At 50.4% G+C, this 13916-nt stretch carries 12 protein-coding genes; 10 read left to right on the top strand and 2 right to left on the bottom strand.

From position 1 onward, the window contains the following. The first annotated feature begins 10 nt into the window (after nt 1-10). Nucleotides 11-3775 (top strand): SwmB domain-containing protein, encoded by a 3765-nt coding sequence (locus ACFPOF_RS21565; RefSeq protein WP_378136492.1) that lies wholly within the window; start codon nt 11-13, stop codon nt 3773-3775. 84 nt (nt 3776-3859) lie between these two features. On the opposite strand, the gene ACFPOF_RS21560 is transcribed toward ACFPOF_RS21565, so the two are convergent. Beyond that, complete coding sequence (locus tag ACFPOF_RS21560) at nt 3860-5197, bottom strand: aminotransferase-like domain-containing protein (protein ID WP_378136491.1); 1338 nt, start codon at nt 5195-5197, stop codon at nt 3860-3862. A gap of 135 nt (nt 5198-5332) precedes the next feature. Here ACFPOF_RS21560 and ACFPOF_RS21555 point away from each other — a divergent pair, with 135 nt between their 5' ends. Beyond that, entirely contained in the window at nt 5333-6271 is a 939-nt protein-coding gene (locus tag ACFPOF_RS21555) for a DMT family transporter (protein ID WP_378136489.1), read from the top strand. Beyond that, nucleotides 6268-7119, top strand: coding sequence for an NAD-dependent epimerase/dehydratase family protein (locus tag ACFPOF_RS21550; RefSeq protein ID WP_378136487.1), 852 nt, complete (start codon nt 6268-6270; stop codon nt 7117-7119). Before ACFPOF_RS21555 ends, ACFPOF_RS21550 begins: the two co-directional genes overlap by 4 nt. A gap of 52 nt (nt 7120-7171) precedes the next feature. Here the strand turns inward: ACFPOF_RS21550 and ACFPOF_RS21545 are convergent, their stop codons facing one another. Then, a complete protein-coding gene (locus ACFPOF_RS21545) occupies nt 7172-7756 on the bottom strand; it encodes a TetR/AcrR family transcriptional regulator (RefSeq protein WP_378136485.1) in 585 nt (194 codons plus the stop codon). 203 nt (nt 7757-7959) lie between these two features. Between ACFPOF_RS21545 and ACFPOF_RS21540 the strand changes: the two genes are divergently transcribed. The 7 genes from ACFPOF_RS21540 to ACFPOF_RS21510 all read left to right on the top strand — a co-directional run bounded on the left by ACFPOF_RS21540 (nt 7960) and on the right by ACFPOF_RS21510 (nt 13912). Further along, nucleotides 7960-9150, top strand: coding sequence for an MFS transporter (locus ACFPOF_RS21540; protein WP_378136483.1), 1191 nt, complete (start codon nt 7960-7962; stop codon nt 9148-9150). Next, entirely contained in the window at nt 9108-9464 is a 357-nt protein-coding gene (locus ACFPOF_RS21535) for a hypothetical protein (protein ID WP_378136481.1), read from the top strand. The genes ACFPOF_RS21540 and ACFPOF_RS21535 overlap by 43 nt, the downstream gene beginning before the upstream one ends. Further along, complete coding sequence (locus ACFPOF_RS21530; protein WP_378136479.1) at nt 9457-10143, top strand: hypothetical protein; 687 nt, start codon at nt 9457-9459, stop codon at nt 10141-10143. Before ACFPOF_RS21535 ends, ACFPOF_RS21530 begins: the two co-directional genes overlap by 8 nt. A gap of 252 nt (nt 10144-10395) precedes the next feature. Next, nucleotides 10396-11391 carry an aldose 1-epimerase gene (locus ACFPOF_RS21525; RefSeq protein WP_378136477.1) on the top strand — a complete coding sequence of 332 codons (996 nt, stop codon included), beginning with the start codon at nt 10396-10398 and terminating at the stop codon, nt 11389-11391. Nucleotides 11392-11411: 20 nt separating this feature from the next. Continuing rightward, complete coding sequence (locus ACFPOF_RS21520; protein WP_378136475.1) at nt 11412-12437, top strand: LacI family DNA-binding transcriptional regulator; 1026 nt, start codon at nt 11412-11414, stop codon at nt 12435-12437. A 66-nt stretch (nt 12438-12503) separates the two neighbouring features. Further along, nucleotides 12504-13598, top strand: coding sequence for a fatty acid desaturase family protein (locus ACFPOF_RS21515; RefSeq protein WP_378136473.1), 1095 nt, complete (start codon nt 12504-12506; stop codon nt 13596-13598). After that, nucleotides 13595-13912 (top strand): MocE family 2Fe-2S type ferredoxin, encoded by a 318-nt coding sequence (locus ACFPOF_RS21510; RefSeq protein WP_378136471.1) that lies wholly within the window; start codon nt 13595-13597, stop codon nt 13910-13912. The genes ACFPOF_RS21515 and ACFPOF_RS21510 overlap by 4 nt, the downstream gene beginning before the upstream one ends. Nucleotides 13913-13916: the final 4 nt, after the last annotated feature.

Here is a 13916-nt window from a genome sequence, read left to right as displayed (position 1 = left end):
GGCATTTATGATGAAAATAAGAAGAGTCGCAACGTTTTTCCTCGCGATTGTTTTGCTGTTTGTGGCTTTTACGTCCGCCTTTGGCGCCGCTGCGGCCACCGATACAAAGGGGCATTGGGCAGAGGTACAGTTGAACGATTGGATGCAGCAAGGCTTAATCTCGGGATACGGCGACGGCTCGGTAAAGCCGGACCGCGAGATCACGCGAGCGGAGTTCATGGCGCTCATCAACCGGGCTTTTCATTTTACGGCGCGCGCGGAAGTGCATTTCAAAGATTTGAAAGCTTCCGATTGGGCGTATCATGACGTGCAAATCGCGATCAAGGCGGGTTATGTGCAAGGGTATGATGACCAGACGATACGCTGGGGCAACAAGATCAGCCGTCAGGAAGCAGCCTCGATCGTGTATCGGCTGCAGAAGCTGCAAGGCGATTCGGGAGCGGCGGCAGCGCTGGCAGATAGCGCATCTTTCCCGTCGTGGAGCAAGGAAGTGATCGGCGCGGTCGTCGGCAATCGCATCATGAGCGGTTACGCTGACGGCAGCTTCAGGCCGGAACGTCCGATTACCCGGGCGGAAGCGATCGTAACGCTGCAGCGCATCATTGGCGTTGTATACGATAAAGAGGGAACGTATGGTCCCGATACCGGAACGGAAACGATTGCGGGCAATGTAACGATTACGGCGCCCGGCGTAACATTGAGGAATATGGAGATAACAGGAAACTTAAGGATAGCGGCTTCCGTTGGAGACGGCGATGCGTACTTGGACCATGTAACCGTACAGGGGGCAACATTCGTAAACGGCGGCGGCGAGAACTCCATTCATATTGACTTCAGCACATTAATTAATGTGTTTGCCGAGGTTTATACTTCCCAATATGGATCCGTGCGTCTCGAAGTCGTTGGATCTACCATTCAGATTATTAATGTGACAACCCCGGTAATCATTCAGCAAAGAGATGTGCCGAACAGTCCTGTACTAGGTGGCATTCAAACGGTCAATATGAACGCTCCGACGAAAATCTTCGTCCAGGGCGGGCAAATACAAGTAGTGAACGTCGGCTCCAATGCCGGGGGGAGTACAGTCAGTTTAGAGAACGGTGCGAATGTTAAAGAAATGGAAGTTGGGGCTCCTGTACACGTTGTCGGCAACGGGACAATCGACAAAGCGATTTTGTATACTTCACCGGACGGTATTTTATTCGAAATACAGCCGGGTTCTACGTTATTAGCGCCTTCAACACCAACAATCACAATGGCGAGAAGTAATGGAGATCGCGAGGCCATTATACATTTTACACAGCCACAAGAACAATCTTTTATAACCGGTTACACAGTGACGACGTATCCGGGCGGCCAAACGACCGATCTCGTCCAAAACATCGTCAAAAATCTAAAGCCGGGAGAGGATTACAGGTTCACGATCAGAGCAAAGAACGTTGCAGGAATGACTTCCGCAGATTCAAATCTATCGAATACGGTAACGATGAGCGGATCGTCGCCTGTAAGTGCAACGACCAATATAGAGGGGACGATTGTAACCATAAAATTCAACAAACCGGTAGCAAGTCCCAGGGGCTATGAAAAACAATTTATCGTGGAAGTGGATAGATATACGAATAAAAAGACCATTATGGTGGAAGAGGCAGTGCTGAACGGCGCAAGTCAAATCGATTTACAACTGAAGGAACCTGTGAAAGCCGGACAAGAGGTCATGGTCTCGTATTCATATTCGAAGTCGCTCGGGGAAGCCCAATATCTTGCAAAGGACGCATTCCCGATAATCCCTTTTTCGCTTCCTGTAACGATTCCGGTTGCAAAACCCAAATTCGTAAGCGCGACGACCGATGAGGCAGGTTCAAGGGTGTCCGTAACGTTCGACAAGCCGATGACGAATCCGGCAGGCTCTCATGGTTCATTTAAGGTTAACGTTAACGGCAAATCCGTATTCGTGTCAGCTGCAGCGTTGAACGCGGCCCAAAACAAAATTGACCTGACGCTAGGGGCACCGGTGACAAAAGGACAAACGGTAACGGTAGCTTATACGGCGGGTATGGTGACTTCGGCAGACAAGGGGCAGCTTGCATCGTTTGCGGCACAAAATGTAACGAATGCGGTGACGGTAGAGTCTCCCGCGTTCTTAAGCGCGGAGACCAATGCAGCGGGTACGATCGTCACAGTAACGTTCAATAAACCGTTGGCAGATCCGACAGGGATGCAAAGTCAATTTGCGGTCAATGTAAATGGACGGCCTAACTTATTAAAAGCAGCAGCGCTGAATGGAGCGAACAAAATCGATTTGACGCTGGCGACTGCTGTGAAAGCCGGAGATACGGTCACAATAGCGTATGTATACGCGGCAGGAAAAGTCGCCGCAGCAGACAAGGGAGTTCTCGCATCGTTCACGGATCAGCCCGTTGCGAACATGGTGCGGGCACCGCAGCCCCCGACGCCGTCGGAGCCTGCGGTCATAACGGCACCTGCATTCGTAAGCGCCACGACGAATACGGCGGGCACAATCGTAACCGTGACATTCGACAAGCCGATGGCCGATCCGGCCGGCAAGCATAGTCAATTCACGGTGCAGGCAAACGGCACAGCGAAAATTGTGACAGCGGCAGCATTAAATAATAATACGAACAAAATCGACTTGACGCTGGCGACTGCCGTGACGGCCGGCCAAACCGTAACCGTAGCCTATACGGCAGGCACGATTACGGCAGTCGACACCGGCGTGCTTGCAACGTTCGCAGCGCAAAACGTGACGAATGCGGCACCGGCAATGGCGCCTACTTTCGTAAGTGCGACGACGAATACGGCGGGCACAATCGTAACCGTAACATTCGACAAGCCGATGGCAGATCCGGCCGGCAAGCATAGTCAATTCACGGTGCAGGCAAACGGCGCAGCGAATGCTGTGACAGCGGCAGCATTAAATGGAAATACGAACAAAATTAACTTGACGCTGGCGACTCCTGTAACGGTCGGCCAAACCGTAACCGTAGCCTATACGGCCGGGACAATTGCGGCAGCCGACACCGGCGTACTTGCAACGTTCGCAGCTAAAAACGTGACGAATGCGGTCATGACGCCGGGAGCAGCGCCTGTATTTGTAAGTGCAACGACGAATGCGGCGGGAACGATCGTCACCGTAACGTTCAACAAAGCGATGGCCGACCCGGCGGATAAAAAATCTTATTTTAAGGTGTATGTAGACAACTTCTATCCAACGGCTAATGTTGCTTTAACAGCGGCGGCGCTGAACAACGACACAACCAAAATCGACCTGACGCTTGCGGCTCCGATAACGAGCGGACAACAAGTTAAGGTAGCGTTTCTTCAGCATTCCCCAGATGAAATGACAGCGGCCGACGGCGGCATTCTTGCATCCTTTTCCTATCAAACGGTAACGAACGCGGTATCGGCTGCGCCCGATACGACGCCGCCTGCGCTGTCGCTTGCTTTTAGGAATAGTGATACTCAAATTACGGTCATCCTGGATGAAGTTGCGGCGGCCGCAACTGTTACGAAATCCAACGACGGCGGATTCACGGTTCGCGATAAAGCCAACCCGGGCATTCAATACACCGTATCGAAGATTGCGCCAGGAGGAACACCCGATCAAGTCGTACTTACCGTAAGCAATCTGTCTGCTTCATCCTCGGTTGGCGTCACCGTAACATACACAGCGGGCGGCAACGGCACGGTCACAGACGCTGCTGGAAATGCAATGGTGACCGATACGATTGGCAAAAGCATAACTGCTTGGACATAAAAGATAATTCCAGTGCCCCTCTTAGAACCGATTTCTCCGAGAAGAGGACCTCAGCCCCCGCTCTTCAAGGCTTGAGGTCCTTTCTCAAATCATCCGGCGAATTTCTTCAAAAATCGCTCGAACCCCTTCATCGATTCGGGCTTCCTCCACGCCTGAGATGCTCAACTTCAACATCGGTGTTTTCTCGAAAGCGTCAATGAAGCATTGGTCAAGTTTTTTCAGTAAAATGTTCCTTTTGCGCAGACGGTCCAACAAGGTCTGAATAGGCAGAGACTTCGCGAAGGTCATATGCGTATGAACGCCGTACCGAACTGCTGCATAGCGTACATCATTCAAATCGTTATGTTTTTCCAGTGCGCGATTCAAAAGAGACATACGATTATGATAGGAAGTCACAATTTTATGTTTGCGCCGATCAAACATGCCGTTCTGCAAATAGATTTCGAGAGCAGCTTGCGACAACATAGAACTATCGATATCTGATAATTGTTTATACAGGTTAAAAGTGGCTTGAAGTTCTTGAGGGAGCACAGCTAGACCAAGACGTAGACCGGGGAACAGTATTTTAGAAAAACTGCGTAAGTAAATGACGTGTGATGCACGGTAAGCATAGATCGGATCTGCCTTCGTATCTTTCTCCAGATCGGCCAAATAATCGTCTTCCACCACATACACGCCATACCGCTCTGCTAATTCGGCAATGGCTTTTTTCGTCTTTTCCGTGAAAGAGGTACCCAGAGGGTTATGAAACCGAGGCATCGTATAAAACAGCTTGATTTCCCCTGTCCGAAACCAGGATTCCAATTGGTCCAGATCGATTCCCTGTTCGGTTCTGGCAATCCCTTGAACCGGAATGCCTTGCGTCTGCAATAATTGAATAAACAAATGATAACTAGGTTGTTCCATCAATACGGTACGCTTCCCGTTCGGGAACGGCATAGCGGTCAGAATCGATAGCGCTTGCTGAATGCCTGACGTAATCGTGAGCTGATCGGGACGGGCAAATACTTGATCGTTGGCCAGATGTTTGCTCAAAACTTGTAACAATGAAGGCAATCCGGGTGATACCCCGTAAGAGAATAAATGATTCCTGTACATGTCGATTGCTTTATTCAGGCAGTGTTGAAAATCCAAATAAGGAAATAAACCCGGGTCGGGGGAGGCCAATGTGAAATCGATCATCGTCCGGTTCCGCATTTGTTCCGACTCTGGTTTTTTTACTACTGCATAGTATCCGCTTTGGGGAACGCTATAGATGAGATGAAGCCTTTCCAGTTCCATATAGGCTTTGATGACCGTGCTTTTACTGCAGGCGAATTGATCGGACATTTCTCGAATGGAAGGCAGTCTTTGCCCTCCGCGTATCGTTTCATTTTCCAATTGGGATTCAATTTCTCTGACCAATTCGATGTATTTTTTCACCGTTTCGCACCTCTTACAATAATTGTACCGGTACAGTATACATAAATCATCATTGAATCACACTGTTACAGCCCCCATACTAAATACATACTACAAAGTCGGCCGGCTTGTACAGTCAGCAAGGAGGAAGTTCATTTGTCTAAATCACGAACAGTATATTTGCTTGCGCTGCTATATGCGCTCATCATCGGCTTCGCTTTTTTATTTACGAAGCTGGCTCTGGATTACGCAGATCCGATCGATACGTTGGCATGGCGTTTCACCATCGCGTTTATCGGTCTGGCTATCCCGATACGCGCCGGGTGGATAAAGCTTGATCGGCGAGGCGGCAGTTGGTGGCGTATCATTCCGATCGGTCTTCTGTATCCGGCGGCGTTTTTCGCTTTTCAAGCATGGGGGCTTACCTATACGGCCTCTTCCGAGGCTGCGATCTTTCAGGCGACCGCGCCCATTTTTACACTGATTATGGCTTCCATGATCCTTAAGGAAAGTACGTCCATGGGGCAAAAGCTATCGGTGCTGATCTCGGTCGGCGGGGTTGTTTTCATTGTCGTGATGAGCGGCGGCTCCGTTCATGGGACAAGCATTACAGGTATCATTTTGATCATCGTGTCGGTCTTCGCCTTGTCGTTGTATGGCGTACTTGCCCGATGGTACAGAAACGACTTTTCGCCGATGCAAATGAGTTACGTGATGATGCTGATGGGATGCATTTTGTTCGACGCGCTGGCTCTTGGCAAACACGCGAGCGCGGGTACGCTCGATAAGCTGTGGGAACCCATGACGAATCCGGTGTTTGTCGCATCGTTGTTGTATATCGGCCTCATTTCTTCGCTCCTGTCTTCCATCATGTCCAATTATTTATTGTCCAAGATTGAAGCGTATAAAATGAGCATGTTTACGAATCTTGGGACGTTTGTCTCGATACTGGCAGGCATCATCTTCTTGAACGAAAAGCTGGCCTATTATCATCTGATTGGTTGTGCATTTATTGTTTTCGGCGTGTTCGGCGCGATAGGGGTAATTCCTTTCCCGGGGAGAAACAAACGAAGAACGGAGGTTAAACCGACATGAAAATTGCAGTAGCAGGGGCAAGCGGAGTCATCGGCAGAGCGCTGATTCCGCTGCTAATCCAGGACGGTCATGAAGTGACCGGATTTACGCGAAATGCGGGCGGTGCTGCGAGCTTGTCCGATCTAGGAGCCAAACCGATCATTCTCGATGTCTTCGACCGGGAAGCCATGTTCGATGCTCTGCAAGAAACTAAACCGGATGTCGTCATTCATCAACTGACTTCGCTAGGGGCGAGGAATTTCGCCGATAATGCAAAAATCCGCAAGGAGGGGACGCGAAATCTCGTGGACGCTTCCCTGGCAGCGGGCGTGAACAAAATGATCGTTCAAAGCATATCGTGGGCTTATTTAGCTGGCGACGGACCTGCCTCGGAGGAATGTCCGCTTGATCTGGAAGCCCCCGATCCGAGAAAAACGACAGTTGAAGGGATCTGCGCTTTGGAAAGCGCTGCTGCGGAAATGCCGGAGCATGTCATTCTTCGCTATGGATTGTTTTACGGCGCCGGGACATGGTACGCTCCGGACGGTTATATGGCAGAGCAAGTGCGTCAACGTCAACTGAACGCGACTGAAGGGATCGCTTCTTTCGTTCACGTCAGTGATGCAGCGAAGGCAACGCGACTCGCGCTGGCGTGGCCGTCCGGCGCCTATAACATCGTCGATCACGAGCCTGCCGCCGGGACGGAGTGGCTGCCGGTGTATGCAGAAATGATAGGCGCCCCTGAACCTACATATCGTCGGGAGCATGGCAGATGGGAAAGAGGCGCTTCAAACGACAAGGCGTTGATACAGGGCTGGACTCCGGCGTGCTCATGGCGAGACGGCTTTCGACACGCGTTAAATAAATAGACTTTAACACCTTCAACACGCCCTCTCCGGCGTGTTTTTTTACGTTCACCGATCAAGAAAGCAATGAAAGTATACAGGCAACGGAATGATCGGCAAACGAGCGGTCAGGTCGCGATTTCATGATCACGGTCAGTCCGATTAAAGCAACGACCAACGTTTGCGCTAAAGCTTTAGGGTTCATTCCGGTCGAGAGCTCATTTGAACGTACGCCCCGTTCGATCGTTTCTTGAAAAATGACCGATAGATACAGCTGATGCTCTCTGGTCAAGATTGCGAATTTCTCGTCGTGCGGGGCGAGTTCAACCATCGTATTGATGCAGAAGCATCCTTTGCTCGGACGTTCCTCTTTGTATTCCTCTGCAATCAAATCTTCGAACAGGTTTCGAAACGCCTCTTTCACGGAGGAATGTCGCTGAAGCTTGGCTCGCATGTGCGATGCATGAGATGTCGTATATTTGCGCAGCGAGGATTCGAACAGCTGTTTCTTATCTCCGAAGGCCGAATAGATGCTAGGACGCTGGATGCCCATGCGAGACGTCAAATCGGTTAACGATGCGGCTTCGTATCCTTTTTCCCAAAATAACTGCATGGCGGCATCCAGCGCTTGTTCCTCGTTAAATTCTCGGAGTCGTGCCATGGACCATCCCTCTTTTCATAACATACTGATTAGTATGATTTATCTTAATTCCAGGCCAGGGGGTTTGTCAATTATCGTGCTGGAGTAGTAATGTATTGACAGAGAACAAAGAAATGATCTACTGTAAAAGTCAAATTAATTTTGTACCGTTCGGTACGTTAATGAGCTGAGAAATAGAGAAATGGAAGGTGTGAAGAGTAAAAATGACGAAATTGGGATTTGCCATGTCTCGTTTTATGACGCTCTTGTTTGCAGTCGCATGTGGGATGGCAGTTGCGAACATCTACTTCGCGCAACCGCTTCTGGATGCCATAGCGGGCGAGTTCAGCATTGATCGCTCAGCGATCGGAATGATCATCACCGTTACCCAGATTTGCTATGCTTTGGGCTTGATTCTCCTGGTGCCGCTAGGTGACTTGATGAATCAACGGCGGCTTATCGCGGGCCAAATGCTATTATCCGTATTGGCGTTAGTGACGGTTGGTTTGGCCCCCACGATCGCGGTATTACTTGCGGGCATGGCCGGAGTAGGGCTGCTGGCGGTTGTGACGCAGACGCTTGTCGCTTTTGCAGCGTCGTTAGCCGCCCCGGCCGATCGCGGGCGGGTGATCGGCGTGGTGACAAGCGGCATCGTGATCGGGATTTTGCTTGCTCGAACGGTTGCCGGCATCTTGGCGGATGCAGCAGGTTGGCGTGCAGTTTACCTCGCCTCTGCTGGAGCGACGCTCCTTCTGGCGGTTGCTTTATTCCGGGCTTTGCCTAATATAAGGTGCGAAAGAGCGACGATATCTTACTTCGGCTTGCTTCGCTCGGTTATTTATTTGTTTAAGCAAGAAAGGATTCTCCGGATTCGTGGCGTGCTGGCGCTACTCATTTTCACCGCATTCAGCATATTATGGACTTCGTTGGTATTACCTCTGAGCGTGCCGCCATTTGCGTTTTCATACAGCGAGATCGGGTTGTTCGGTCTTGTCGGAGTTGCCGGAGCATTAGCGGCAGCTAAGGCGGGGCGTCTGGCGGACAGAGGATTAGGCCAGAGAACGACGGGAATCGCACTGGCTCTGCTGTTACTATCGTGGTTGCCGATCAGCTTAATCGAATTCTCGCTATGGGGATTGATCGTCGGCATTATCGTGTTGGACTTCGCGGTGCAGGCCGTTCATGTCACGAACCAGAGCATGATTATGAGTGTTCGCCCGGAATCGCGCAGCCGCCTTACCGCGGGCTATATGATATTCTATTCGATCGGAAGCGCCGTCGGTTCGATCGCTTCGACTGCTGTATACGCCTACGCGGGATGGAACGGCGTGTGCATCCTAGGCGCTTCGGTCAGCGCTTTGGCTTTGCTGTATTGGACGTTATCCCGCGGACGATTGTTCTTTCTTCCCATCTGATCGACGAGATCGCCAAAGTCGTAGAGAACATCGTCATTGTCGAGGGCGGCAACGTTTTGCTGAACGATGATGCCGACGCGATCCGCTCGAAATCTTTTATGCTGAAAGGCAGCAAAGAAGCGATGGAGAAATGGACCAGTGAAAAACGGGTCATTTACCGGGAGGCGTACGGTAACAGCATCCTTGCTGCCGTATTCGATTCCTTTGACGAAGAGGATCGGGCGTTGGCTCATGATCAAGGAATCTCAATTGAAGGATTACCTTTGCAGAAATTTTTCGCTTATTTAATTGATGGAGGGGAACACATTGAATAAGTTGAAAATGCTGTTGAAAGCTTCCCGACTGCAATTAAGACTTTATTTGTGTGGCGTAGCGGGTTTAGTGGCAATCAGTCTTCTGGTGGACATCATCTTGCTGCTATCTCTACCTGAAGGTGAGAATAGCCATGTATCCGCAAGCAATATAATGACCGTTTTTCTTGTACTCGCATCGACTGTCCTGCCGTTTGCATCTTTCAAGAGGATCATTAACTTGGGGGCTACGCGGAAAGAGTATTATACGGGGTTGTTAATCTCGTATGTCTTTTGGGCGATTATATTTGCTGTATTTAACATTGCATGGCTGAAGCTGGAGATCGGCTTGTCCGATTCGCTGCACAGCAGGTACATGAACATTCTTGAAATATTCCATTGGGATCAGTTCGGTGTGGCCGGTATGTTCGTGTACCAGCTTGGGATATATTTGCTGCTGATGTCCGTGTTTAACTTATTGTTTTCCGGTATACGGCATGTGACGGGTTGGATCCTCTGGGTCGTATTCATCGCTGCGATTCCCATTATGACATCTATTCCGACGCTTCGGTCGAGTCTGGGGGACGGATTTAAGGTACTTCTATATAATGATTCGTTGCTGCAGGGCTTCGGCATTACCTTTCTATCAAGCTGCGTATTGTTTACGTGCGGCTGGCTGTTTACGAGAACGAGAGCCTTCTAGCACGAGTCCCCGCCTTCGCGATAGCGGGGATTTTGCACTTATTCGCAATAACTCTTGCCCTAATAATGCGCTTACAAATTGGGGCTTGCGCATTTTATTGAACTGCTTTACAATGAATTCATCAAAGGTGTGCGCGGGCACATAATTGATGAACAGCATACACAGGGTAAAGACGAAATAAGGTTTCAGCAGTGAAGCCGTTTTTTTTACCTTAATGTGTGCGCGGGCACATTGTGGAAGGCAGGTGGTTCAATGAGCCGATATTCGGCTGATCGCGTAATGAAAGAAGGATTTGCGACGATCGAATTAAGCGACGCGTTATCCGGATCCGTCGCAGACATTGTATCGGACGTCGGAAATAATCTCTTTCGTTTCGAGAGCAAAGGACGCCAAGCGATTATGCCGCCCCCAAGCCTGAGCGAACTGAAACGGCAACCGTTCGGGTATTCCGAATACGGAACCCCGATCCTTTTTCCGCCAAATCGCGTGAAGAATGGAACATTCACCTATAAGGGACAGGAATACCGATTGCCGCTAAACGAAAGATCCCTTTACCATTTGCACGGGGAGATCGGCGCCAGACCGTGGGAAGTGACGGAATTTGGAGCATCCGAAGCGACCGGGGCGTTCGTCACAAGCCGCTTCAAGTACGAAGCTCATCCCGATATGCTGGCCTATTTTCCTCATCGGCTGACCTTTACGATCACTTACCGGCTCTTTGACGGACAACTGCACGCGCTAGGATCTATCGTCAACGAGGGAGAGTTGGTATCGCCGTTCGCATTCGGGTTCCATCCGTATTTTCATCTTCCCTCCGAGGAAGAAGGCATTACCGTTCGCATTCCGGCTGTCGCGGAATGGCCTGTGACGAATGAAGCATTCGTGAAGGGCGAACCGTCGGTTACACCGTTCAGTGAACAGCTGAACGACGGCCTTCCGTTCGCGGATTATCCGAAGCAAGGTTGCTCGCTTCTATCTCTCCATGAAGAAGCCGATCATACGTGTTATATTAGTATGAGCAATGAGCGCTATACGATCGCTTATCGATTCGACCATCAATTCCCTTTCGTCGTATTATTCCGACCCGACTGGGCATCGGCCGTTTCGTTAGAACCGTATACATGCGTCACAGACGGATTTAATCTTCCTTACGATCACCGGTTGACTGGTGTCAGAGGGATAGCGCCAGGTGAAGAAATCGGTTTTGCAACCAGCTTATGGATTGAAGATGAGGCATTTTCGAAATAGCAAGATGGGGTGGTTATAACTTGGTCGTCACTATACGGGAAATCGCAGAGAAAGCCGGCGTTTCAAGAGGAACGGTTGATCGGGTGCTGAACGGCAGACCGCGGGTAAAACCGGAAGTCCGGGAGCGGGTACTCGAGATCGCACGCGAGCTGAATTATGTTCCGAATGCAGCCGGCAAGGGACTCGCTTACAGCAAGAAACCAGTATTGTTCGGCATCATTATGCCACCTCGGGATATCCCATTTTTCGACGAAATCCGAGTCGGCATCGAGATGGCCGCCGAAGAGTTAAAAAGTTTCGGTATCCGGCTGGAATACCGCTACGTGGACAACAAGACGCCGGAAGAAGGCGCAGCAGCGATTAGAGAGCTGGTAAGCGCAGGCGCGAATGGCATCATGTTCTCGGTGATGGACGACCAGATCGTCCGGGAGAACATCGATAGAGCTGCCGAACAAGGCGTACCGGTCATTACGTTCAATTCCGACGTGGAGAACAGTAAACGCGTTTGTTTCGTCGGTCAGGACTTGTATAAGAGCGGTAAAGTGGCGGCCGAACTGATGGACAAAATGTTGCCGGCAGCGGCGAAAGTGCTGATCTTGACGGGCAACCTGAAGTTTCATGCCCATCGTTCCAGAGTACAAGGGTTTAAGGAAGCGTCGGCCAACAAAGAGAAGAAATTCGACATCATCCAAATCATCGAAGGCTTCGATCGTTACGAAGAGACGCATGCCAAACTCAGTCAGGCGCTAACCGAGCATCCTGATATTGCGGGGCTTTATTTGGCGACCGGTCCAATTGACGCTGCGATCGACGTTCTCAAGAAGCAAGGCAAAGCAGGCAAAATCAAAGTGATCAGCAACGACCTCATCCCCGAGACGAGAGAAGGGCTGAGCGATCGAATCATCGATTTCACAATCGTTCAAAACCCGCGGCAACAAGGGTACTTGTCTTTGCGGCTGCTTTACGATCTGATTTTTATGGGTAAGCGCCCTGATCAAGTGAATTATTATACGGATACGCATATTTACATTTCCGAAAGTTTATAGTTCGGCGAGATGTCCTTTTTTTGATCTTTTATGTGCCCGGGCACACTTCGGAGGAGGGTTCTAACAGTGGCAATCGTCGTTCAGAAACGCGACTACAGCATTACCGGACAAGAAAGCAAACGCGCCGAAGAGAAAGGCTTGGTGGCCGCCGAATGGTACACGACGCCGATTCCACGCGCGAAGTTAAAAGAACTGATGAAGCGCAAGAACGGCCCGGCGATACGGGATACGATCATTTGGTTTGTCGGTTTAATCGCACTCGGTTATGCGTGCTATGTGTCCTGGGGAACATGGTGGGCGATTCCGGCTTTTCTTGCTTACGGCATCTTGTACACGACCCCGGGAGATTCGAGATGGCACGAGTGTGGTCACGGAACGGCGTTCAAAACGCCGTGGATGAACGAAGTGATTTATCAGATCGCTTCTTTCATGGTTTTGCGTTCGGCAACGCCGTGGCGCTGGAGCCATGCGCGACATCATACGGATACGATCATCGTCGGCAGAGACCCCGAAATCGTCACCGAACGGCCGCCGCTATGGAAGATCTTATGGATGCAAGTGTTCGATCTGTACGGCGGTCCGATCGAAATCAAGCGATTTTTCTTGCATGCGTTCGGCAAACTGGAGAAGCAGGAGCAAGAGTATATTCCGGCTTCCGAGCATAAGAAAGTGTTCCGCGAAGCACGCGTATATATGTTGATCTTCTTGGCCGTCATCGCCTCTTGCTTCTATGCCGGCAGCATCCTGCCTGCGATGTTCGTCATTCTGCCTTCATTTTATGGCTTTATTCTTACGTTAGGATTCGGTATGACACAGCATTTGGGGCTTTACGAAGACGTGCTCGATCATCGTCTGAACTCGCGGACGATCTATATGAATCCGATTCTTCGTTTCCTCTATTGGAACATGAACTATCATGTCGAACACCATATGTTTCCGATGGTTCCGTATCACGCGCTGGCCAAACTTCACGATGAGATGAAGGCTGACTGCCCGGAAGCCCGCAGAAGCTTCACGGCAGCGTTGAAGGAAGTGATCGCCGCCTTGAGGAAGCAGAAGGACGATCCGTCCTATGTGGTCGTCAAGCCGTTGCCTAGCACAGCCCGACCGTATATGCACGGGATCGAACACAATCTGAATTTAAGGAGCGATATTTCATGAGCGAATCCCGATGGGTTGAAGTGTGCGGCATAGATGACATCGATGAAGAAGACGTCATTCGGTTCGATCATGAAGACCGAACGTTTGCGATTTATCGCACGGATAAAGGAGATTTCTATGCATCGGATGGTTATTGTACGCACGAGAAGTTTCATTTATCGAACGGACTCGTGATGGGCAGCGTTATCGAATGTCCGAAGCATAACGGGCGGTTCGATATTCCGACGGGCTCGGCCAAGCGAGCACCGGTGTGCGTCGATCTGAGAACGTATCCCGTGAAAATCGAAGGTAGCACAGTGTACATTCATATCTGAAACG

The sequence above is a fragment of the Cohnella soli genome, assembly GCF_042655525.1.
Taxonomy (GTDB): domain Bacteria; phylum Bacillota; class Bacilli; order Paenibacillales; family Paenibacillaceae; genus Cohnella; species Cohnella soli.
The sequence above is the reverse complement of the archived record's forward strand: the minus strand, read 5'-3'. Positions and strand labels throughout refer to the sequence as shown.